Below are 22,702 nucleotides of genomic sequence, written 5' to 3'. Positions count from 1 at the left end.
AGCTAATCAACGGTCTTGATGCTGGTTTTCTGCCACGTCACGCTTACCGCTAGGCCATTGGGCGTAAGATTACTAAGCGTAAGGCGTGCGTTTTGGCGCTGAGCCAACTCCGAGACAATCGACAATCCCAATCCGCTGCCGGTAGTACCCTGGCCAGAAGCGCGCCTAAAGCGCTCAGTGACTTTATCCAAAAGTGCCTCGGGGAGTCCGGGGCCAGTGTCTCTCACAGTAAGTTGAGGCAAACCCTCCCAAAGCGCCAACTCTACCTCTACTTGACCGCTTTCTGGCGTATAGCGCAAGGCGTTATCCAGTAGGTTACGAAAGAGAATTCCCACCTCAATTTCGTCGGCGCGAATTTCCAACCGGGTTAAGCCTGTTAGCCTCAAGTGCTGATCTCGTTCTTCAGCGAGTGGCCACAACTCGGCTACCAACTCAGCAATAATCGGATAGAGATCGATAGTGGCCGGTGGGGTTATGGCAACTTGATCCAAACGAGCCAAAATAAGCAGCTGCTCTACTACCCGCTGAAGCCGCTCAACCCCGACATAAGCCTTTTGTAATGATTGCTCTCCCCCTGCCTGCGCATTATCTAAGTGGATTCTCAGCGCTGCCAAGGGCGTGCGTAATTCATGGGCTGCATCTGCAGTGAAGCGCCGCTCGCGCTCTAACGTTTCTTTCAACCGGGCGATAAAGTCGTTTAGCGATTGACGTAATCCATTAAGCTCTTGAGGAACCGCGTTATCGATTTGACGCAGATCGTGGGCAGAGCGGCCTTGTACTTGGCTGGAAAGCGCTTGAATCGGCGCAATACCCCGGCGGATAATGCGACTCATCAGCCAAAGGAGGAGTGGCAGCAGAAAGAGCATCGGCAATAAATTGTTCCAGGTGATACGTTCCACCACTTCATCATGAAACGAACCTCGCAGCCCCATGCTAATCCAGGTATCACTGGCAACGTCAAACATGCTGAAAACCCGCCACCGATGCCCATCGTAGCTTTCCCAGCGAAAACCCTCCTCTGAAGGCGCGGGGAAAGGACCAGCATCATTCCATTTGCCCTCTAACAGTCTGGGTGAGCCATCGGCATTCCAAAAACCCAGTAATAATTTAAGCTCTTCCTCGTGGTAAAGCTTGGGACCTGATTCAGAGCTGCTCACGGGCAAGGGTACTGCGATACCGTCGCGATATAGTTGTGCCGGATGTTCTGGAAGTCCCATGCGCAAAGTCAAGCGAGCGTAGTCGTCAATGGTCGCGTTTGGGTCGAGTTGACCAGCCACAATACGACTATGCAGACTAAGCTGTGTATCGAGAATTTCTTCTAGCTCGTGATCGGTAATTAAATAAGCCGCGGTAACCGCAATCCCCCCGGCGACAACCATGGCAATGGCCAATGTTCGAAGTAGATAACGCCGAATTGATATCATTGCACTTGGCTATCCAGTCGGTAGCCAATTCCGCGTACATTAATAATCAAGTTTTTTTCAAACTTTTTACGCAGATGATGAATGTGAACTTCCACCGTATTGGACTCTACCTCTTCACCCCAGCCATAAAGCAAATTTTCTAAACGAGGGCGTGATAGCACTCTGTCCGGGTGCCTAGCTAGCTCTAACAATAAGGCATACTCGCGTCGGCCCAACTTTACGTCCTTGCCTCGCCAACTCACCTCATGACGAGCTTCATCAATACTCAACGCTCCCAGCGTCAATATCTGCGAGGCGCGCCCCTCTGCGCGTCGCATAACGACACGCAAACGGGCCAATAACTCCTTCAAATTAAAAGGTTTTAGCACATAGTCATCCGCCCCAGCATCTAAACCGCCAATACGGTCTTCCATCGCATCGCGGGCCGTCAAAATCAGAATTGGCAAAGCGGATTGCTGCCGGAGCAAGTGCAATACCTGCATACCGTCCATATCAGGTAGTCCAAGATCCAAAATAATCACGCTGAAGGTCTCACTGCCGATAGCACTAATTGCCTCGCGGCCAAGCATAAACCAATCGACCGTGTAGCCCTCACGCTCTAGCGCTGTCTTGATGCCATCCCCAAGCAAGGGGTCATCTTCTATTAGTAGTGCACGCATGCTGATCCCCTCAATCGACAAACCGCTATCTTGGCTACCAAAACTTAAGCTTTTCTTAAATATGGCAGCTTACTTCTCAAAAAACATACTCATGTGAATTCAACTAGTAAGCCAACCACCCTATCTTTGCAAACTTCTTTCGCTGTTTAACTCTTCTTTAAGTTATTTAGGCTCAAGCTGCCTCTTTCGCCACGGGCAAAACCAAATCAGAGCTTTGAATGGCGGTCATTTTTAATCTGCCCTGTCGTTACCGTGGTCAGATCATTTTCTATTAACTGAATAGAGAGCCAAAGCATGCACTTACTAACACTCATTAGAACAAACTATTATTTAAAAATAATGGCCCGTTTTATAGAAAAAAGAATGAAGCAATATTTACTCGGAGCCATACGGTTTATTCTCAAAGCGCCTGCACCAGAAACTATTGACAGCCTTGTGGGCATAGAAAAAATTCTGATTATTCGCCCCAATTTTCGTCTGGGCAATGCGCTCATCAGCACCCCGGTCATCGATGCTTTTCGTGAACGTTTTCCTTCCGCGCGCATAGATTATTTAGCGACTGATAAAACATTGCCACTGTTGCAGCAACGGCCTATAGATCATTTTTACTTACTGTCGAGAGCCGCCATTCTCCGTCCTTGGCAGTGTGTGGCACTATTACGACGCTTACGAGCACAACGCTATGACCTAGCGGTACAAGTGAGCGGAGGATCAACGAGCGGCTTTATCGTGACCCGGTTAATAGGGGCACGGTACAGCATGGGTTCTCGTAAAGGGCAACAGCGCTGGTACAGCATTGAGGCGGAAAGCAAGTCATCACATGCTTACGATGCCATCGTTAATTTGACACGTCCCCTCGGTGTTGCTTGCCGTAACCGGCCATTGCTCCAGCTAACAGAGCAGGAGCGCGACCTCGCAATGACGAAAATACAGCAGCAAGTCAGCCTTAATAGCGACCACCCACTAGGTACTGACTTTATTGCGATCTTCGTAGGTGGGCATCAACACAAACGTTGGCCGCTGGAATTTTGGCTGCTGCTCATCAATGCCATGGAAGCCCGCAAAATACGCTATGTCGTATTTCTTGGACCGGAGGAGTTTAGGCTTTTAACACCTATTAACCAGCGTTTGAAGTCATCACTTTATGGCAGCTTGTGCCCACCGCTTCCTATCCGCCACTTTGCCGCCATTTTGGAGCGTGCGCGTTTACTCGTGACGCCAGACTCAGGGCCTATGCACTTAGCAGCAGCACTCGATGTCGCCACCATTTCCCTAGTACGCCAGAAAAAATCACTCGCTTTCGTACCACGAGAAGCCTACGACACCATTCTGTGGCGCCCAGAGATCAGCACGGTAATAGACGCCATACGCGCTAATCTTGACGGACAAAACTCAACGCCTCCCGTTCAATCGGCCTCAGTAACAAGCCAACCAACACAGTGGGTAACACCGCCACCCAGTGCTGAGCATTTGTATTCTAGTTACTGAATTAAAGTACATAACTGTTCGTTAAGTTTTGCACTTTATAGTGATCCTACTATTACGTTATCGAGTGTACTGCCTTGCCTATCTCAACTACATCAAAACCCAATGGCACGGGTTTTAAACGCATCTTCCGTGCTTATATCAATGCAGTATCGGGTTTAAAAGCTTGCTGGAAAAATGAATCTGCCTTTAGACAAGAGGTGATGCTTTTCCTCATCCTCTACCCGTTTGTATTTCTTTTTAATGTCACTTCCGTAGAAAAAGCGTTGCTGTTTTTTTCACTCACCCTTGTAGTGATAGTGGAACACATTAACTCCGCCATCGAAAGCGCCATTGACCGTATAGGACTAGAGCATAATGAACTTAGCGGGCGTGCAAAAGATATGGGAACTGCCGCCGTCATGATGACCATTTTTATGATGATAGGTGTGTGGCTATGCGTGCTGCTCAACTAAATGTTCTCAAACCTGTAGCATCCGCATGGGTTTTATTTCTAATCTCCATGTCAGTTTTCAGCATTTTAACCATAGATTTCACGATAACTGACTTTATATATTCCCTTCAGGGTAATGCCTGGGTGTGGAAAGATACCTTAATTACCCAAGACATTCTTCACAAAGGCGGCAAATGGTTAAGCTTGGCGATGGGTTTAGTCACACTCCTCCTATTGATACTAAGCACCGTGGTGACGCGTCTTAAAGCGTATCGCACCCCACTTTTATATCTTTTTTCCGCAACGCTTCTTTCAGCGCTACTTGTAGCAACGATTAAACACTTGGTGAGCATGGAATGCCCGTGGGATTTAGTGCGCTATGGTGGGGCACGAGACTTTATTGGCTTGCTCAACATACGGCCTTCCTCAATGCCAGCGTCCGCCTGCTTTCCCGCCGGGCATGCCAGCGCAGGATATACGTGGTTAGCCCTGTACTTCTTTTTTGCCGCCATACGGCCCCAATGGCGATGGGTAGGGCTTGCACTGGGTGTAGGGCTTGGCCTTACGTTTGGGATCGCTCAACAGTTCCGCGGGGCGCACTTTCTCTCCCACGACCTCTGGACCGTCATGATTTGTTGGACCGTAAGCTTTGTCCTTTCAAGATTCTTATTACACCCCAGCGTTCATTAATCTTTTCATACAGAGAGACTTTCGATGTCCACCTTGCTGTCCCTTCCTTCAAAAATTGTTGACACCGTTTGGCATTATCGCCCCCTATTTAGCACGGAGAAAATTGTCTTATGGGCGGTTGTAATATTCAGTGCTTTTTACAATGTCCCTTTTTGGCAACAAGTTTTTACTGGCTATGATCTTCTTGACGTAAAGACGTGGCTAACCTTTGCCAATATGTTTTTGGTGATAACCTGCCTTAACTATTTGACCTTCATTAGCATTGCTTTTCGAACACTGGTAAAGCCCTTATTAACCTTACTTTTTCTGATTGCCGCCTTCGTCAGTTACTTTACCAGCTATTACGGCACCTATTTTGACACTTCAATGTTAGACAACGTGCTTCAAACGGATACTAACGAGGCACAGGAACTTCTTACACCCGGATTACTGATTCATTTAGTCATCTTTTTCTGTTTGCCAACCATCATGATTTGGCGCGTTAAAATCACACCTTCAACCTGGAAGAAGGCAATGTTGCGTCGCTCGGCTTATTGCCTTGCCAGCACTGCTATATTGCTGTTAGCGATCTGCTTATCTTATCAAGATGTGTCGTCGCTCATGCGCAACAATAAAGAGCTTCGCTACTTGATTACTCCAGGTAATTATATTGTTTCGATGGCGCAGGCGCTTTCCAGCCAACACGCTTCCGCGAATACGGTGCGCTCCCCAGTGGGTGAGGACGCCAGTATCAGTTCACAAGTGGGCGACAAACCTACACTGCTCGTCATTGTGGTGGGCGAAACAGTACGGGCGGCGAATTGGGGGTTAAATGGTTATGAACGCCAAACCACGCCCAAACTTGCCAAGCAGCCTGACGTTATCAATTTTTCAGATGTTTCCTCATGCGGTACAAGCACAGCGGTCTCGTTACCCTGCATGTTTTCATTACCAGGGCGTGCCGATTACGCTAAATCGTATGCTCAGCAACATGAATCCTTGCTGGATGTATTAGCCCACGCCGGGTTAGAGGTCACCTGGCTTGATAACCAGTCAGGCTGTAAAGGTGTCTGCGACGGAGTGACGACAAAAACGCTCTCGCCAGAGGAGTATGCGTCTTTGTGTCCAGATGGGCGATGCTTGGATGAAGCACTGGTTCAAGCCTTGACCAAGCAAATTAGCGATACCTCAGCTGATCAGGTTGTTGTGCTGCATCAGCAAGGCAACCATGGCCCCAGCTATTACCAACGCTACCCTGCTGACTTCGAACGTTTTGTTCCCGCTTGTGCCAGCGCGGATTTAGCCAAGTGCTCAAGAGAGGACATTACCAACAGCTACGACAATGCCATTCTATATACCGACACTGTGTTGGATCAGGTGATTGAGACGTTAAAGCGTCAGGATGGCTACGCAACTGCGATGATCTATCTCTCTGATCATGGTGAATCACTGGGCGAAAATGGGATTTACTTGCACGGTATACCCTACGCCATTGCTCCCGACAAACAGACGGATGTGCCTATGGTGTGGTGGCTTTCCAGTTCATTTTCACAGCAGCAAGGGCTTGATATGAGCTGCTTACGCCAAGTCTCTGATCAAGCCGCCTCGCACGATAACTTATTTCACAGCGTGCTGGGTTTGCTTGGTGTAGTAACGGACGTTTACCTACAGAAGAAAGATATTAGTCAAACGTGCCGGAGCCTCGCCAATTAATAAATGCTTAAGTGATCGTTAAGTATTCCATGTCAAGCTGCTATCCACCCTGCTCAACTATTCTGGTGTATGCACATGGTTTTATCGCATTTATTTAACTCCAGCCAAGGTTTTTGGAAACGGCTTCTACCCAAAAAAATGACAACCTCGGAGGACTTGGTAGGCGGCATCAATACATCTATTCATTCTGCTGAATGGCCTACCCTTAGAGCCAGCGTTGTTTTAGTCACTTTACTAACGATTCTTCTATGGATGATGGGAATAGAAAAAATAGAGATTATCATCGCCTCACTAAGTGTAATGTCAACTGGTATATCACAGTTACTCAGTCGCTATTTTTCTTACAATGTATTAAAAATATTAGAAATTGAGTTGATAGAAACGCTTGACGTATTAGGAGCTGCAGGAGTTGGAACCTTAATAGTTTTATATTTATTGAATTAACAAACTTAATATGTAATTCAGCAAATAGGCCTCTTATTTATGCCGCTAGGTAAAATTAAAAAAATGGCGGATGCATAAACCCTCTGCGAAGACTCAACAATTATTAAGTTATAATTTTTTGCGCTGCAAATTTATAGAGATTTTTGACACGAGAGTGGCAGACTTTGCGCCTATACATGACACCAAACCATTTCGTAGGATTACTACAAAAATCGGTTATGTCACGACAAACCGCAAATTATGTCATTTTGGCTGGAATTTATGTCACAACAGACTGGAAACGACACACAAATGGAGGCAGCCCCAAAAGCCACATCCCGGCACACGCAGCCACCACTACCGAGTATCTTTCCGAGCGCCTTGGCAATTGATTTACAAAGAAATTTCAGCCTTCACTTGTTAGCGTACACTTCCTAGTACGCTACCCAGATTGTACCCAGCATTACCCATTTTGTATCACCAATGTGTACCAAAATTCATACCTTTCAAACCGTCCACTAGAAATTCTTAGAGTTTATTGTAGACCACTGGACTCATATCAGAGATTTCAAGCACCCCCCTTCTATAACGATGCGGGTATGGACAAGAACACGGACAGATTTTGAGCTTTTGGCATAGCGAGCGCATAGAGCTTTGACATAGCACAGCCCTATGCAAATGCTTACTTGCTATATAATTTTTTTCTAAAATTCATAATTACTTGCCAGACACATACATAAGCATGTTTTCATATTCAAGACTTGAGAGCTCGCTGAACGGTCGAAACACCACATCCAGCAAGATCAGCCGTTTTCCGAATACTAAAGCCTTTCTCTCGAAGCTCTCGAATCTTCTGATGCAGAACCTCATCGGCAGGTCTTCCTTTATAAACGCCTTGGGCCTTTGCCTTTTCAATTCCTTCAGCCTGCCTTCTGCGCCTATCGTCATAATCCTTGCGAGCAACAGCGGCTAGCATATCCATGAGCATCGAATTAACCGCATCCAGCATGCGTCCAGTAAAGTCATCGCTGGCGCTTACTGTCATAGCTGCTTGGCTCGTTGGCAGATCAAGAGAGACCACACGAAGCCCTGCACTCTGTATAGCTGCTTTCAGCTTGTCCCAATCACTTTTGGTGAGACGGGTTAAGCGGTCAACCTGTTCAATTAGTAGAATGTCTCCCGTCTGGGCATCATCAATTAGACGCGCTAGCTCTGTACGGTCAGCTTTAGTGCCGCTGGCATTCTCTATATACCATGAAGCTATTCGAGCCCCCTTATTATTGGCAAAGGCTTCTAGAGCCTTCTTAGCACGACTAGCGTTCTGGTCTTCCGTCGAAGCACGAAGGTAGGCACGAATAAAAGTCATCTCGACACACTCCATTGAATTGTGTTCTTTTGAGTGTGGTCATTATTAATGTATTCGTTTGGGTTGTCAATCACTACCTAATGAACACGAAAAGAGCTTTCCTAGGTGTGTTCGCTGAAATATACCTAAAAGATCGCAAGCTTTTCATGTTAAAACTGTAAGTAGCCTTCCTTTTGATAAGGATGTGGCTGAAGAAAGAAAGACGCCTCACCAAAGCCTGTCCTTTCAAAATTGATAGTGAGTACATACAAGTAATATCTAGTGTAGGTGTCAGGACTTATGCTAAGCGCTCGCCATCGACTAAGTCGAAAGAAATAGATGATCGCTTTTTTGTGACCACTTCAATACCTCGATTCTTACATATTTCAACAACTTTATTAGTGAGTTCATCGCTAGCATTACAGCCAAGAAGAACTCTATTCAGTTGCAAACCATTTAATTCCCTAGTTGTTTTTTCTGAATAGCTGATATAACGCCACTCATCTTCATATTCCCATGCAGTCCCTTTGACCAAAGCGCTTCCTATTGCAGCTCTATGCATAGCTCCTTTCTCTTTAAGCCCAGATCTTATAAGCAAATCTGTTACATCAAGCGGGCTCTTATAATAAGAAACTGGAAGAATTAAACCATCATTTAATAAAAATTTAGAAAAATTATATTCCAAGCAAAATCCTTTATATGAATTTGAATAATGCGCCCACATTAAATGGTTAGAATGATGTGTAGTAAAAGAGCATATTAACGACATATTTCTAATCTTTTTATCCATGTGGGACTCGAGATTATCAGTTCTATCTTTACAATGGGCAGCAAAATCTTCACATAGCTTTTCCATTGAAGAAAACCTCAATCCATGTAATTTTCTAGCTTTTTCAATCACCTGCTTGTCTGGTCGACCGCCATATATGTCTAATTCTTTATTGCCAGTAAGAACCTCAATCATAGCCTTAGATTGCGGATCTAATGTTTTATTAAAGTGATTATTTAGTGCTGGCAATATTGTTTCTTCAGTATCATAAAACATTCTAGCGTCAAAAGGATCATTATAATCATCAGGATAAGAAAGCCACTCATAGCCTTTTTTTAAGGCATCCAAGTCAAAATTACTTCCTGACCTATATCGATATAAGCAACTTGGTTTATTCTTAAGCAATAAGAGCCGCAAAGAATTCAAATCTGTATCATGCTCTACGTAACCTCCTATGAATTTCAGTACATCATCTTTCCAATTTTCAGCTTCCATTTTGAACTCTTCTTATTTATTAAATTAATTTGACTGTAGGATGGACATAGATAGTAAGCAAGTGAGCAGCTATTTACACACATCGATATTACACCAGCAATATGAGAAATTTCACGCTACTTTTTTCAACGCTCTTTGTACAGTCTTAGTGGTAATTCCATATCTTTTGGCAATTTCTTCATGTGTGGCGCTCTCACTCAATTTACGGATTTCTTGGTCACGCTCTGCTGCCTTCATTTTCGCTTGAGTAGGTGCTTTCTCAGGAATATCAAGCATAATTGAAAGATCAATCCCACATTTCAATTGAAGCACCTCTTCAATTCTATTAGCTACATCAATTGTAGGAAGTACTACAAAAATATTATCTTCTTCAATACCATTACGAATAGAAGTTCTTGCAATGTGCTGTGCCATTGGTTCAATGAAGTTCTCATGCTCAATAGCAGCCCTACCAACCTCAATATCGACACCCATCATTGCAAGCATTTCTGTATGTAAAGGCTTTAAAATTGGAATAGGGTTACCATGAATAATGTTCACTGTACGATGGTGAGTATCCCGGTATACGTTCAATCCACGAGAATCAAATGATGTTACTGTAGCGTTAATATAGTCACTAAAAGGAAATTTCTTCATCCAAGAAAAGCACTGCACCAATATACGTTCGCCCTGGTGATATTCGATTGCCTTCTTAATTCCTTTCCAGCCTATACAGGTTTCATCAAATTTCAAAGATTTAGTGCCATCTTCTTTTAACTCCATTTTCTCACGACTAATCTTTTTAGTATTGAATAATGGAACCAATGTCACAGTTGATTTATACTTAAAAGAACCTGGAGCATACTCAGACTTTTCAATCTTATACCCTCTTACCTTCACAAATTGATAGAAAAGAGTCTTTTCTACACTATTGCCCATCACGTGAAATGAGACGCATGACTTAATAATATTGGCATAATCAATGTAATCAGCAATAGTGATGATATACCCTTTTTTATTCTTTAAAAGTTTTACAACAGCCTTCCTCTCTAACAATCCACTAAACATCATCTCAGCAGATTCAATGCCAGCTAAAGTAGATTTCTTAAGCTCTTCAAGTAGCACTGAATCTGGAACACCATCTTGTATAGTTACGGTTCCATCATCATGATCTTCAACTAGCCCTTTAAAAAGCCTTTCATAGGTACTGGGCGGTATTTCCCGAGAAAATTTACAGTTGCTTAAGTTAGGAACCTCATCGCAAACAACATTCCATCCGACCAAGTAATCAGTATTGAGCATAGAAAGAGATTTATGCGTAATAATAAGAACACCCCCATCCTTTTCTTCTATTAATCTTTTTTCTATACGGCTTTTTGTAGACTCTAAGAAATTGTCCTCAGAATTAAATACTTCATAATCAATGCCTTCACTTTTCATCGCCAATACTATATCATCACCAAGCTTAATAGTAGGCACAGCCAGTATTATGTTATCTTCAGGGTTGATTTTTTCAATGAATCCTCGGGTCTTTCCAGCGCCCATAAGAGCACTTGCAACATAAACAGTATCAGTCATTTAATTTTTCCTCAGTTATTTTTTTGCATTAATTCTCCCCACCATTCTGTACGAAAGTGTGAGAGTTACTTACTTAGGTTGGTATATCAGAGGTGGACAAAAACTCTTATAAGCCATAAGCAAAAATGTCCACCGTTAGGAATTTAGTTATAAATATCCCAACAAACAACAAGAAAGAAAATTATATTCTAGTGTTTGATATTATTGTTTTATTCTATTTATCTTGTAAAACAATTTCCCTTTTCTATATTGTATTGTGCCTATTTCAATATATTCTCCTTGGTTTTTTATGCTTTGGGTTGTATTGATGTGGGTTATCAATTTTTATAACTACTTATAGGTTTTGTAACCACAAGACTGTGTCCCACAATGAACATAGCACCGTGTAAGTGATTAATAGTTTTGTTCAAATTACAGACGCAAAAAAAGAGCCGGGTAACAAACCCTTTAAGGGATGCCGGTTCGGTTATTCAGTTGTGGGGTACTAAACACATTAAGCCACAGGTACTGCTCTCAAGTCAAGCTGTAACAGAGTGTAACTAATGGGTGTGGTAGAGAGGTAAACAGTTACTAATTAAATGATGGAAAGCATGAGAGATAAGGGGAGGTAGTGGAACTCTCTCCCTATATTGGTGGGGATAGGTCAAGAAAAATTAATGATGCTCTCTTTCTCCGCTACCTATTGAGTAGACTATCTTATAGGGTAAAGCCTTGCTATTTAATTGTTCAAAGCTGAATATTCACAACCCTGCTATATGGCGCTTATTTCAAGCCAGGATAAGCGATCTCTCTGAAGATAGGGGTATGTGCTACCTATTCCCTAGAGGCGCTTAGACGCTGAAATAGGCTCTTTGAAGATTACTTTTGAATAGTGATTATAGTGGTGATATCACTACTACAGCTAAAACGTATTGTGTCATCATTGCTTATATACTGTGCTAGCCCACCTTTATCACGACAATAAGCAAGGGCAATGTCATAGCTGCGCTTACCGGTATCTACAGGTATTCATAGGCTGACTAAGAGCGATAAAGACGTGATATTCACAATATTACTCCTTCAAGCTTTTTAAGCTCTATAATATCAACCAAGGCTTCTGGCTTTAGTGTTTTATCTTATCTTTCATAAGTCTTCGTACCGGCGATGTGGTCTAGTAGAGCCACTAATAGAACCTATGCACAATTATCAGTTACCAATATTTTAAGGCTAATCTTGTATTCTAATTATAGACAGAAAAAGCATGTATTAAATCTTCCCATCGGATTAAACAGTATGAATACTACGTTAGACTTCTCCTCTTATTCCTGACACACATCTAGCTTTTTTGTTAACAGCTTTCATAATATTTTGAAGCTCATCAATTATGTGTTCTTTATGACCCAAAGCTTCGAGAGTTTCTATAAGCGTAGCACAACACAAACTTATGGTACTGCTATAATAATAATTGGTCTGGCTTTCTTTTGGCTTCATATTCAACACTTGATTTTTACCATCATATTGATTTGCCAATGCACCAATAGAAGAATGAACAAGGTTACTCAAGTTGTGATAAATAGTATCATATGCGTGACTTTCCTCGGCCATTTCAAAGCGCTCTTTCAACCTCATTGGCTTTTTCCTACCTTCCAATAGATCATTTTTTCTTTTCTTTAATGCTTCAATTTTCAGATTTACCTCTGCTTCGCTCATTTCTTTAAACCAAATATTTTCATCGCTATAAGCTTTATAATATTTTATCTGGCTATCTACATGCATAGCCTCAAATTCGTAAATGTATTTTTCATCTTTCTTCAAACACTTTAAGTCTATATAAGATTCAAGAGCCGATCTCATCATAGGAGGACAGCCCAACGAACCTTCACTTTTAAGCAACTTTATTATTTCTTGAGACAGCCCATCTACGCGACTAAACAAACCACAAATTAAGTGCTCTCTTCTATCCGTAAACTTTATTCCCACTATCGCTTGATTTCTTATCTTTACATATGAACGCCAGTTACGGAGAAAATCTGCTCTCATATCACACCCTTCCGTTTGTTATGAACAATTAAAAACTTGAATACTAGATGTATTTTTTAATATCAGCAATAGTTCACTCAACCTTAAGTAGCTAGCACATCTTAGTCTATCTAGATATTGCTATCTATCCTTTCTCTGCACCCACCTATGCAGAATAAAACATAGCTATACGCAGGTGCAATAGTGTCTAAAATTGGTCGAGCTACCTACAGTGCGCCAGCAACTCAATTACCGGCTTCAAAACTTCAGGCTTAAAATCCTTTCCGTATCGCGTGTTGTTTATTCCACCCGTTGTATGCCCCAGAATTCCGCCTATTAAGTTTTCGCTCACTCCTTTCTGCTTCAACTCATCGGCTACTGTGTGCCTAAAACTATGAAAGTCTTTCTTTCCAGCGCCATCTTCAAACAAGCCTATATCAGCTTTGAACCTCCCAAACCATCGACTTGGTGTAGCTGAATATCCATGTTTATCAGAATATCTAAGCATTGGAAATATTTGATTATCTTGGTTCTCCACCCATTCATTGAAACCAAACTCTACAAGCTTGCTATGTAAAGGTATAGCTCTCTCAGAAGAAGAGTTCTTTATTCTTTGATTTGGTGAAACTGCTTGTATGTGAATGCATGGCACATCATTTATTAATTTTATATCTTGCTTGCATAACTGACATAACTCATTCAAACGCGCACCAGTATAATAAGCCAACCTAGGCAACCAATACTTGAAACTTTGTTTAGACTCTCGATAATGGCTTGTTTTTTTGAATATTAATGCCACTTCACTAGGAGTGAATACATCACGGTATGAGCTAACCCGCACAGGATTCTTGATTCTCATATTAGCAAATGGATTGCTATACAATATTTCTTCTTTTTGTGCGTAAGAAAAAATTGTAGATAAATTTTTAATGTAGTTGTTATAGGTTGTAATGCTGATGGTAGGTTCGACCTTTCCAATCAAGTCTGAGAGCACCTTATTGGGATGCTTTTGTAGTGTACGAAGAGCTAGCGGAGGTAGCAGTAAGGCTTTCTCTCGAAAGAGCTTGGCATCGCCTATGGTGTAGTAGTCAATTCTCTTATCTTGACAGATAAACAGCAACAAACGAACAACGGCTTCTTTATCATCTAGAGTTTTTAAGCTAACCCCTTGGACTAGCTGAAATTGACGATACGACTCAAAGAATTGAGAGAGTGTAGGAACAGGCGCGGACAGAGTAGTATTAGAAGGAGGCCTAGTAGCGCCTGTAAAGGCTGGAGTAGGATCGCTACCCGTTCCCCTACCCTCTGCACTACCCAATAGCTCTTGAGCTTCTAGCAGCAGCCTAGCGCTCTTTAATAAAGCTTCTCGTTTGCTTCTGGTTTTGAGGGATCGTCTTAATTCCGTCTTCCCAATGACTACCCGAAGCGGGACAGGAATAACCAAACGAAAGTAGTATATGCCATGACGAGATTTTAATAGGTAGGGTGAGCTCATTTGTACCACCATTCTGTATCACTTAGACGCAGAAGGCGAAATTCCCAAGCTCTATCAATTGCTTACAACAAATGGAGGCGGCCCCAAAAGCCACATCCCGGCACACGCAGCCACCACTACCGTTGCTCCCTTCCGGGCCTGGCGGGATTCGCAGTTTAGCGTTGCGGGAGGACCTAAGGGGCCACCATAACGGCACATTCTGATGTCTTGCAAAGTGAATGTGCTAAAGCTGATGTGGTGGCTACGCCCTGATTTGAACAGGGGACCCCATCATTATGAGTGATGTGCTCTAACCAGCTGAGCTACGTAGCCTTTCCCTCATCAACGGGTGCAGATTATGCCTACCTTAAATATGAAAGGCAAGCCGGATTCCGGCTTGCCCTGCTAGTCAACTAAGCGTGTCGAAATTGACTTACTGAATAGCGGCGCGCACGGCCTCTGCTCCTGGCTCGCCGTCGCGCGTTGTCACGCCGTCCAACCACTCATCCAGCAGACCATCGTTGGCTTTCAAGTAGTCTCGTGCGGCATCACGGGGATCTTCGCCATCATCCATGATCGAGCTCATTAGCTGGTTTTCCATTTCCAGCGTAAACGTCATATTGCGTAATAGCGCTCCCACATTGGGGCACTCATCTACGAACCCAGCACGGGTATTGGTATGCACCGTTGCGCCGCCTAGATCTGGGCCAAAGTAGTCGTCGGCATCAGACAGATAGGCCATGTCGAAGTTAGAGTTCATGGGGTGCGGCTCCCAGCCTAAAAACACCATCCACTGCTCATTAGGCACCCTAGCACGCAGCTCAGCCAACATTCCGGCTTCACTGGAGTCAATCACCTGCCAATCGCCTAATCCATAAGCGTCATCATCAATCATCTGCTCGATGAGCTCATTGCCATCGTTACCCGCTTCGATACCGTGCACGCTGCTATCAAATTGATCCGCGTGCTCCGCTAAATCATTTACCGATGTTACCCCAGCATCGTAAACGTATTGCGGCACTGCCAAGGTGTACTTGGCCCCTTCCAGGTTGGCCACTAAGCGCTCGACCTCACCGCGTTCGATATACGGGTCGCTGATAGACGCCATCGAAGGCATCCAGTTACCTAAAAAGACATCAAAGTCGTTGTTGCGCATACCGGCATAGGCAATCGGCACGGAAACCGTGTCAACGGTTGGCTCGTAGCCAAGGCCTTCAAGCACTTCACTGGCCAGGGCTGTCGTTGCGGTTATATCTGTCCAACCCACTTCGGCAAAACGCACACTGCTGCACTCATTGGCATAAGCCGCGGTTGGCAAGCCTGCTGCCAGTAATAAAGCACCCGCGTAACGTGACGTAGTTCTGCTCATCATTATTGTCCCCTTATAGCAATAGAGATTGTCGGCGCCTTTTATTGATTGAACGTTCAATAAAAAAATGCCATCATGGTTAGGTAATCATGCCTACGCCTGGGTTTCAAGCATCGCCCGTGTAAGGCATTCAACGGATTGGTTGAGTCTCTAGGAGAACGCTGTGCCAAAGGTGGGAATGGAACCGATACGCCGCCAGCAGTTAATTAACGCAACCATGGCGGCAATTGATGAGGTAGGACTAGCCGAAACGACCGTGATGCGTATTGCACGCCATGCGGGCGTTTCAGCGGGCATTATCAGCCATTATTTTGGCGGTAAAGATGGTCTTCTAGAGGCTACGATGCGTCAGATCCTGACTGACCTGACAGATGCCGTGGCGGTTCGTCGTCATGCCTTAGAAGATGGCTCTCCCCGAGCCCATATCGGCGCCATCATTGAGGGCAACTTCGACCGCACTCAGGTCACCGGCCCTGCCGCCAAAACGTGGTTGGCCTTTTGGGCAAGCAGCATGCACAAACCTATTTTGCAGCGGTTGCAAAACGTCAATGACCGCCGCCTCTACAGCAATTTATGTCACCAGTTTCGGCGCGTAATGCCCCGTGCAGAAGCCCGCAACGCAGCGCATGGTTTGGCTGCCATGATCGACGGCCTTTGGCTGCGCGGCGCCCTTTCCCGTGAAGGTCTCGATGCTGACGAGGCTCGACTTCTAGCGCACACCTATCTTGATCAGCTACTTGCTCATTCTGGATGCCCCACGTCTGCATCCCACACGTACAGCTAATTTTATCTTATTTAAGGAGTCCTACATGGCCGCTCAAAACGTACAGCCTCTCTATATTGATGGTCGCCAAGTAGACGCCTCTTCAGGTGAAACCTTTACCGTCACCAACCCGTTTGATGGCAGCCTGCTGGCCACTATCGGCCAAGCTAGCCAAGCCGATGTCGATTCAGCCGTCGCCGCAGCCCAGCGCGGCCAGCGCGAGTGGGCCGCGATGACCGGCATGGAGCGTTCGCGCATTCTTTTGCGCGCCGTCGCGCTATTAAGAGAGCGTAATGACGAGCTGGCCGAGCTGGAAACCCGCAACACCGGTAAGCCGATCAGCGAAACGGCCAGTGTCGATATCGTGACCGGCGCGGATGCGTTGGAGTACTACGCTGGCTTGGCGCCCGCTATTGAAGGCAGCCAAATTCCCCTGCGCGATAGCTCTTTTGTCTACACTCGCCGTGAGCCACTGGGCGTGATCGGTGCGATTGGCGCCTGGAACTACCCCATTCAAATCGCCTGTTGGAAAGCCGCCCCGGCACTGGCCGCAGGCAACGCCGTGGTGTTCAAACCCAGTGAAGTGACCCCGCTCACCGTGATGAAATTGGCGGAAATCTTCACCGAGGCAGGCCTGCCCAACGGTGTCTTTAACGTGGTGCAAGGCGATGGCCGCGTGGGCGCGATGCTCACTGAGCATCCTGGTATCGCCAAGGTATCGTTCACCGGCGAAGCGGGCACCGGCAAAAAAGTCATGGCCGCCGCCGCTAGCTCGACATTAAAAGACGTCACCATGGAACTAGGTGGCAAATCGCCGCTGCTGGTGTTCGCGGATGCCGATCTTGATCGCGCCGCCGACGCCGCCATGATGGCCAACTTCTACTCCAGCGGCCAAATTTGCACCAACGGCACCCGGGTATTTGTTGAGCGCAGCGTTAAAGACGCCTTTGAAGCCAAATTGGTGGAGCGCGTTAAGCGCATCAAGGCGGGCGACCCAATGGATCCTAGCGTCAACTTTGGCCCGCTGGTCAGCTTTGAACACCAGGAGAAAGTGCTCTCCTATATTGCTCTGGGCAAAGAGCAAGGCGCTCGCCTGCTCGTGGGTGGCGATGACTGGAATACTGGCAGCTACGCCAATGGTGCCTGGGCTGCTCCCACTGTCTTTACCGACTGCACCGACGATATGCGTATCGTGCGTGAAGAGATCTTCGGCCCGGTAATGTCGGTGCTCGCCTTTGATGACGAGGCGGAAGTCATTCGCCGCGCCAACGACACCACTTATGGCTTGGCCGCCGGTGTCTTCAGCGAAAGCCTGAACCGCGCGCACCGTGTTATTCACCAGCTGGAAGCCGGTATCTGCTGGATCAACACCTGGGGCGAGTCACCTTCCGAGATGCCTGTAGGCGGCTATAAAGAGTCGGGCATCGGTCGCGAGAACGGTATCGAGACGCTCAATCACTATACCCAGACCAAGTCAGTACAGATCGAGATGGGGCCGTTTGAGTCAGTGTTTTAAATCTCAGTACTAAGCTCCGCCGGTAGGCATAACACGAAGACGCTGTGAACCCATCCATGGGCGCTCGGCTTTTTCATCTGACCGCCAAGGATGGCGGGAATGCTGGAATCGCATGGAGCACTTTCCGGCCCTGAAAAAGACGCTTCGCTTTTATGCCTACCGGCTCCCCTCCTCGACTCAGCAAGATTTCTAAAGGAGACTCTATGTCTCAAGCACGTGAATTTGATTACATCATTATCGGCGCAGGCTCCGCGGGCAATGTGCTCGCTACTCGCCTCACCGAAGACAGCAGCGTCAGCGTGCTGCTTTTAGAAGCGGGCGGTCCCGATTACCGCCTTGATTTTCGTACGCAAATGCCCGCTGCCCTAGCGTTTCCACTGCAGGGCAAGCGCTACAACTGGGCGTTTGAAACTGATCCCGAACCGTATATGGATGGCCGGCGCATGGAGTGTGGCCGCGGCAAAGGCCTGGGCGGCTCCTCGCTGATTAACGGCATGTGCTACATCCGCGGTAATGCCCTGGATTACGACAACTGGGCCAAACAGCCCGGTCTTGAAGACTGGGACTACCTAAGCTGCCTGCCCTACTTCAAAAAATGCGAAACCCGTGATGTGGGTGCAAACAGCTATCACGGCGGCGATGGCCCGGTCAGCGTGACCACACCTAAGGACACTAACAACCCGCTTTATCGCATTTTTATCGAAGCGGGCAAGCAGGCTGGCTACCCGGAAACCGAAGACGTTAACGGCTACCAGCAAGAGGGCTTCGGCCCCATGGATCGCTTCGTTACGCCCAAAGGCCGCCGCGCCTCAACGGCGCGCGGTTACCTGGACACCGCCAAAAAACGTCATAATTTGACCATCGAAACCCATGCCGTTACCGACGTTATCGAGTTTGAAGGCAAGCGTGCGGTGGGTGTTCGCTATGATCAGAAAGGCGAAAAACAGCAGGCCTACGCCCGCCGTGAAGTGCTGCTCTGCGGTGGGGCCATCGCCTCCCCACAGATTTTGCAGCGCTCCGGCATTGGCAACCCAGAACTGCTTAAAGAGTTTGGGATTGAGACCGTTCATGCGCTGCCGGGGGTAGGCGAAAACCTCCAGGATCACCTGGAAATGTACATCCAGTACGAGTGCAAAGAGCCGATTTCGCTCTACCCAGCACTGAAATGGTACAACCAGCCCAAGATTGGCGCCGAATGGCTATTCAATGGTACCGGCATCGGCGCTAGCAACCAGTTTGAGTCTTGTGGCTTTATCCGCAGCCGCGATGAAGAGGAGTGGCCCAATCTGCAGTACCACTTTCTGCCCATCGCCATCAGCTACAACGGTAAAAGCGCAGTCCAGGCTCACGGTTTCCAGGCTCACGTTGGCTCGATGCGCTCGGAAAGTCGCGGCCGTATTCGACTCACCTCGAAAGATCCTCACGCGGCGCCTAGCATCCTGTTCAACTACATGGCCAAAGAGAAAGATTGGCAAGAGTTTCGCGATGCCATTCGCCTCACCCGCGACATCATCGCCCAGCCAGCGTTTGAGAAGTACCGCGGGCGTGAAATAGCCCCCGGCCCGAAGGTGCAGACTGATGCCGAGCTGGATGCCTTCGTAAAAGAGCATGCAGAAACCGCTTACCACCCTTGCGGCAGCTGCCGAATGGGCAGTGACGAAATGGCAGTCACCGATGGCCAGGGCCGCGTCCATGGTATTGAAGGCCTGCGCGTAGTCGATGCGTCGCTGTTCCCGGTGATTCCTACCGGCAACCTGAATGCGCCTACCATTATGCTGGCGGAGAAAATTGCCGACCGAATCAAGGGGCATGAGCCACTCCCCCGCGCCAGTGTGGATTATTATGTCGCCAACGGCGCACCGGCCAAACGCACCTGAACATTTAGCCTAACTATCACTCCAAACGCTATGGCCTACAGCCATGGCGTTTTTTTTGCTAACCGCATCGCATTAACAGTGCTAAACATGCCTAAATACTTGCACGAGGCGGCTGCCATCTGCCAATATTCAAACAAGTGTTCGATTAACGGTTGATGGCCGTTTTTCACTACCCTTTTTTACTAACAACAGCAGGCTGAAAGACAACGCCTGAAACAAAGAGAGAGAGTCTATGCTCACCCTACTCCTTATCGTGCTCGCCATTGTTGGCCTGCTCGTGGTTATGCGTCGCGAGGCAGGCGCTCCTGCCGCGCTAGCGGTGCTTGGCGTATTGGGCCTTGTTGGCCTGCTGTTTGACGCAGAAGTCATTGGCGTGCTGCTACTACTCGGCGCAGCCGCCGTAGCCGCAGCGGGCCTGCCCGCGCTGCGTCGCAAGTGGCTAACGCCGCGCCTATTCGCCACCTTTAAAAAAGTAGCGCCCAAAGTTTCCGCCACTGAACGCACCGCACTGGAAGCGGGCAGCGTTTCCTGGGATGGCGAGCTATTCTCCGGCAAACCCCAGTGGGAAAAGCTGCTCGCCTTTAAAGACGATGGCCTGCGCGACGATGAGAAAGCCTTTTTGGCCAATCAGTGTGCCAAAGCCGCTGGCATGTGCAACGCCTGGGATATCACCCACGAGCGCGCCGACCTGCCCCAACAACTGTGGGACTTCCTGAAAAAAGAGGGCTTCTTCGGCATGATCATTCCGAAGGAGTACGGCGGCCTGGGCTTCTCAGCCAAAGCGCAGTCCATGGTGCTGCAAAAGCTCTCCGTCAATGAAACCCTAATGGTGACCGTGGGTGTACCTAACTCCTTAGGCCCTGGCGAACTGCTGCTGAAATACGGCACCCAAGAGCAGAAAGATCACTACCTACCGCGCCTGTCTGATGGTCGCGAGATCCCCTGCTTTGGCCTTACCGGCCCCCGCGCGGGTTCTGATGCTACTTCGCTGCCTGATACCGGCGTTGTGTGCAAACAGACCATTAACGGCGAAGAAGTGCTGGGCCTGCGTCTTAACTTCGAAAAACGCTGGATCACACTGGCGCCCATCGCCACTGTAGTAGGCCTCGCCTTCCGCCTATTTGACCCGGAAAAATTACTGGGTGACGAAGCGGATCGTGGCATTACCTTAGCGCTAATTCCCCGCGATACCGCCGGTATGGAAATTGGCCGCCGTCACCACCCCATCGGCAGCCCGTTTATGAACGGCCCGATTATCGGTAAAGATGTCTTCGTACCGCTAGATACCATTATTGGTGGCCCGGACATGATCGGCCAGGGCTGGCGGATGCTGGTTGAGTGCCTATCCATCGGCCGCTGTATCACGCTGCCATCCGGCGCTACCGGTACTGCGCGCTACGCCCTGGGTTGGAGCGGCGGTTTCACCCGCGTTCGCCGCCAGTTCAACGTACCGGTGGCCGAGATGGAAGGTGTGCAAGAACCCCTCGCTCGCATGACGGCGCTGGCCTATATCTCCCAAGCCACCGTGTACCAAACGGCCAACATGATCGACCACGGCGAAAAACCCGCGGTGCCCTCGGCGATCCTGAAAAGCCAGCTCACCGAGTTCCAGCGCGTGCTGCTTAGCGATGCGATGGACGTTCATGGCGGTAAGGCGGTCACCCTTGGCCCACGTAACTACCTGGGTATCGGCTACAGCGCCAACCCGGTGGCAATTACCGTGGAAGGCGCCAACATCATGACCCGCAACCTGATGATCTTTGGCCAGGGCGCGATCCGCTGCCACCCTTACGTACTCGACGAGCTGGCGGCAAAAGACGCCAACGATATGAAGGCATTCGATAAAGCCTTCTTCGGCCACGCGGGCTTGATCTTCGGTAACGCAGCGCGCGCCTTTACCCTCGGCTTTGGTATCGGTAAAGCCAGCGTACCTTTCGACGGCCCTGCCGCCGCTTACGCCCAGGATATTGCCCGCCTCTCCGCTGGCTTTGGCCTGTGCGCCGATGCTGCGATGGCCAGCCTGGGCTCAGCGCTGAAAAAACGCGAAATGATCTCGGCGCGGTTGGGGGATGTGCTTTCTAACCTCTACCTCACTTCCATGGTGCTCAAGCAGTGGGAAGCGGGTAGCAAAGTTGAAGGCGAAGAGGCCCTGCTGCATTACAGCTGTCGCTTCCTGCTCCAGCGTGCCGAGCAGGCCTTTGTGGAGATTTTCGATAATCTACCCAACCGTGCCCTGGGCAAAACGCTCAACGCCGTCGTGATGCCCACTGGCCGCCGCTGGAACAAGCCCCACGACGATCTGGCCCGTGATATCGCTCACCGTGTCTCTACGCACAGCGCCCTGCGTACGAAACTGCTTGAGAACACCTGGGACGTGGACGACGGTGAACAGAGTAACCCGCTGGCACGCTATAACGCCCTGCTGGTCGATTATGACCGTGCTGAAGCGATCTACCGCACGGTGAACAAGGCTTATGCTAAAGGCGAGCTGCCACAAACGGCGCTGCACCCTGAAGCACGTGTTGAGGCCGGTTTGGAAAAAGGCCTGATCAATGAACAAGATGCCATCTTCATGCGCACCTTCGAGGCTGAAGTTCTGGAAATGCTCACGGTGGATGACTTCGCTTATGATGCGTTCGCAAAGAACAAATCCACGCTCATCGATCACAATGCCAAACCCGCGCCAGCACCAGCACGGGAACAGGAAAACGTTAAGTAAACCTTAATTTTCAA

17 protein-coding genes, 1 tRNA gene and 1 other RNA gene are annotated in these 22,702 nt (G+C 47.7%); 9 read left to right on the top strand and 10 right to left on the bottom strand.

All coding sequences use genetic code 11. From position 1 onward, the window contains the following. Positions 1-2 precede the first annotated feature (2 nt). Complete coding sequence (locus MLE19_RS03555) at positions 3-1,424, bottom strand: ATP-binding protein (protein ID WP_240716679.1); 1,422 nt, start codon at positions 1,422-1,424, stop codon at positions 3-5. Next, positions 1,421-2,083 carry a response regulator gene (locus MLE19_RS03550; protein WP_240716678.1) on the bottom strand — a complete coding sequence of 221 codons (663 nt, stop codon included), beginning with the start codon at positions 2,081-2,083 and terminating at the stop codon, positions 1,421-1,423. Before MLE19_RS03550 ends, MLE19_RS03555 begins: the two co-directional genes overlap by 4 nt. Positions 2,084-2,446: 363 nt before the next feature. Between MLE19_RS03550 and MLE19_RS03545 the strand changes: the two genes are divergently transcribed. The 5 genes from MLE19_RS03545 (at position 2,447) to MLE19_RS03525 (ending at position 6,827) form a co-directional block, all read left to right on the top strand. After that, positions 2,447-3,571 (top strand): glycosyltransferase family 9 protein, encoded by a 1,125-nt coding sequence (locus MLE19_RS03545; protein WP_240716677.1) that lies wholly within the window; start codon positions 2,447-2,449, stop codon positions 3,569-3,571. A 74-nt stretch (positions 3,572-3,645) separates the two neighbouring features. Beyond that, the gene (locus MLE19_RS03540) at positions 3,646-4,023 is read left to right on the top strand and encodes a diacylglycerol kinase (protein WP_240716676.1); all 378 of its coding nucleotides are present in this window, start codon (positions 3,646-3,648) and stop codon (positions 4,021-4,023) included. Beyond that, positions 4,005-4,691 (top strand): phosphatase PAP2 family protein, encoded by a 687-nt coding sequence (locus MLE19_RS03535; RefSeq protein ID WP_240716675.1) that lies wholly within the window; start codon positions 4,005-4,007, stop codon positions 4,689-4,691. Before MLE19_RS03540 ends, MLE19_RS03535 begins: the two co-directional genes overlap by 19 nt. A 24-nt stretch (positions 4,692-4,715) precedes the next feature. Next, positions 4,716-6,383, top strand: coding sequence for a phosphoethanolamine transferase (locus MLE19_RS03530; RefSeq protein ID WP_240716674.1), 1,668 nt, complete (start codon positions 4,716-4,718; stop codon positions 6,381-6,383). A gap of 75 nt (positions 6,384-6,458) precedes the next feature. Next, positions 6,459-6,827, top strand: coding sequence for a hypothetical protein (locus MLE19_RS03525; protein ID WP_240716673.1), 369 nt, complete (start codon positions 6,459-6,461; stop codon positions 6,825-6,827). Between the two features lie 733 nt (positions 6,828-7,560). Here MLE19_RS03525 and MLE19_RS03520 read toward each other — a convergent pair. The 8 genes from MLE19_RS03520 to MLE19_RS03485 form a co-directional block, all read right to left on the bottom strand. Continuing rightward, entirely contained in the window at positions 7,561-8,172 is a 612-nt protein-coding gene (locus MLE19_RS03520) for a recombinase family protein (protein ID WP_240716672.1), read from the bottom strand. Between the two features lie 277 nt (positions 8,173-8,449). After that, positions 8,450-9,415, bottom strand: coding sequence for a DUF2971 domain-containing protein (locus MLE19_RS03515; RefSeq protein ID WP_240716671.1), 966 nt, complete (start codon positions 9,413-9,415; stop codon positions 8,450-8,452). 111 nt (positions 9,416-9,526) lie between these two features. Beyond that, positions 9,527-10,972, bottom strand: coding sequence for a hypothetical protein (locus MLE19_RS03510; RefSeq protein WP_240716670.1), 1,446 nt, complete (start codon positions 10,970-10,972; stop codon positions 9,527-9,529). A 1,284-nt stretch (positions 10,973-12,256) separates the two neighbouring features. Continuing rightward, on the bottom strand, positions 12,257-12,991 hold the full coding sequence (locus MLE19_RS03505) for a DUF5677 domain-containing protein (RefSeq protein WP_240716669.1): 735 nt from the start codon (positions 12,989-12,991) through the stop codon (positions 12,257-12,259). Between the two features lie 202 nt (positions 12,992-13,193). Continuing rightward, on the bottom strand, positions 13,194-14,465 hold the full coding sequence (locus MLE19_RS03500) for a site-specific integrase (RefSeq protein WP_240716668.1): 1,272 nt from the start codon (positions 14,463-14,465) through the stop codon (positions 13,194-13,196). An 81-nt stretch (positions 14,466-14,546) separates the two neighbouring features. Next, an RNA gene (ffs, locus tag MLE19_RS03495) (signal recognition particle sRNA small type) lies at positions 14,547-14,643 on the bottom strand. 57 nt (positions 14,644-14,700) lie between these two features. Beyond that, positions 14,701-14,777 (bottom strand) — tRNA-Met (locus tag MLE19_RS03490). A gap of 100 nt (positions 14,778-14,877) precedes the next feature. Next, positions 14,878-15,816, bottom strand: a complete 939-nt coding sequence (locus tag MLE19_RS03485) for a choline ABC transporter substrate-binding protein (RefSeq protein ID WP_240716667.1) — start codon at positions 15,814-15,816, stop codon at positions 14,878-14,880. A gap of 160 nt (positions 15,817-15,976) precedes the next feature. Between MLE19_RS03485 and betI the strand changes: the two genes are divergently transcribed. The 4 genes from betI (at position 15,977) to MLE19_RS03465 (ending at position 22,688) form a co-directional block, all read left to right on the top strand. Next, positions 15,977-16,597 carry a transcriptional regulator BetI gene (gene betI / locus MLE19_RS03480; RefSeq protein ID WP_240716666.1) on the top strand — a complete coding sequence of 207 codons (621 nt, stop codon included), beginning with the start codon at positions 15,977-15,979 and terminating at the stop codon, positions 16,595-16,597. Positions 16,598-16,622: 25 nt separating this feature from the next. After that, positions 16,623-18,092 (top strand): betaine-aldehyde dehydrogenase, encoded by a 1,470-nt coding sequence (betB, locus tag MLE19_RS03475; protein WP_240716665.1) that lies wholly within the window; start codon positions 16,623-16,625, stop codon positions 18,090-18,092. A gap of 203 nt (positions 18,093-18,295) precedes the next feature. Beyond that, on the top strand, positions 18,296-19,969 hold the full coding sequence (betA, locus tag MLE19_RS03470; RefSeq protein WP_240716664.1) for a choline dehydrogenase: 1,674 nt from the start codon (positions 18,296-18,298) through the stop codon (positions 19,967-19,969). A gap of 232 nt (positions 19,970-20,201) precedes the next feature. Further along, the gene (locus tag MLE19_RS03465) at positions 20,202-22,688 is read left to right on the top strand and encodes an acyl-CoA dehydrogenase (protein WP_240716663.1); all 2,487 of its coding nucleotides are present in this window, start codon (positions 20,202-20,204) and stop codon (positions 22,686-22,688) included. The last annotated feature ends 14 nt before the right edge of the window (positions 22,689-22,702 follow it).

This window comes from Vreelandella neptunia (assembly GCF_022489065.1).
In the GTDB taxonomy this organism is placed as follows: domain Bacteria; phylum Pseudomonadota; class Gammaproteobacteria; order Pseudomonadales; family Halomonadaceae; genus Vreelandella; species Vreelandella neptunia_A.
The sequence above is the reverse complement of the archived record's forward strand: the minus strand, read 5'-3'. Positions and strand labels throughout refer to the sequence as shown.

Coding starts and splice junctions, on each gene's coding strand:
- MLE19_RS03555 (WP_240716679.1), bottom strand. CDS start 1,424: ATGATATCAATTCGGCGTTATCTACTTCGAACATTGGCCATTGCCATG.
- MLE19_RS03550 (WP_240716678.1), bottom strand. CDS start 2,083: ATGCGTGCACTACTAATAGAAGATGACCCCTTGCTTGGGGATGGCATC.
- MLE19_RS03545 (WP_240716677.1), top strand. CDS start 2,447: ATGAAGCAATATTTACTCGGAGCCATACGGTTTATTCTCAAAGCGCCT.
- MLE19_RS03535 (WP_240716675.1), top strand. CDS start 4,005: ATGCGTGCTGCTCAACTAAATGTTCTCAAACCTGTAGCATCCGCATGG.
- MLE19_RS03530 (WP_240716674.1), top strand. CDS start 4,716: ATGTCCACCTTGCTGTCCCTTCCTTCAAAAATTGTTGACACCGTTTGG.
- MLE19_RS03525 (WP_240716673.1), top strand. CDS start 6,459: ATGGTTTTATCGCATTTATTTAACTCCAGCCAAGGTTTTTGGAAACGG.
- MLE19_RS03520 (WP_240716672.1), bottom strand. CDS start 8,172: ATGACTTTTATTCGTGCCTACCTTCGTGCTTCGACGGAAGACCAGAAC.
- MLE19_RS03515 (WP_240716671.1), bottom strand. CDS start 9,415: ATGGAAGCTGAAAATTGGAAAGATGATGTACTGAAATTCATAGGAGGT.
- MLE19_RS03510 (WP_240716670.1), bottom strand. CDS start 10,972: ATGACTGATACTGTTTATGTTGCAAGTGCTCTTATGGGCGCTGGAAAG.
- MLE19_RS03505 (WP_240716669.1), bottom strand. CDS start 12,991: ATGAGAGCAGATTTTCTCCGTAACTGGCGTTCATATGTAAAGATAAGA.
- MLE19_RS03500 (WP_240716668.1), bottom strand. CDS start 14,465: ATGAGCTCACCCTACCTATTAAAATCTCGTCATGGCATATACTACTTT.
- MLE19_RS03485 (WP_240716667.1), bottom strand. CDS start 15,816: ATGATGAGCAGAACTACGTCACGTTACGCGGGTGCTTTATTACTGGCA.
- betB (WP_240716665.1), top strand. CDS start 16,623: ATGGCCGCTCAAAACGTACAGCCTCTCTATATTGATGGTCGCCAAGTA.
- betA (WP_240716664.1), top strand. CDS start 18,296: ATGTCTCAAGCACGTGAATTTGATTACATCATTATCGGCGCAGGCTCC.
- MLE19_RS03465 (WP_240716663.1), top strand. CDS start 20,202: ATGCTCACCCTACTCCTTATCGTGCTCGCCATTGTTGGCCTGCTCGTG.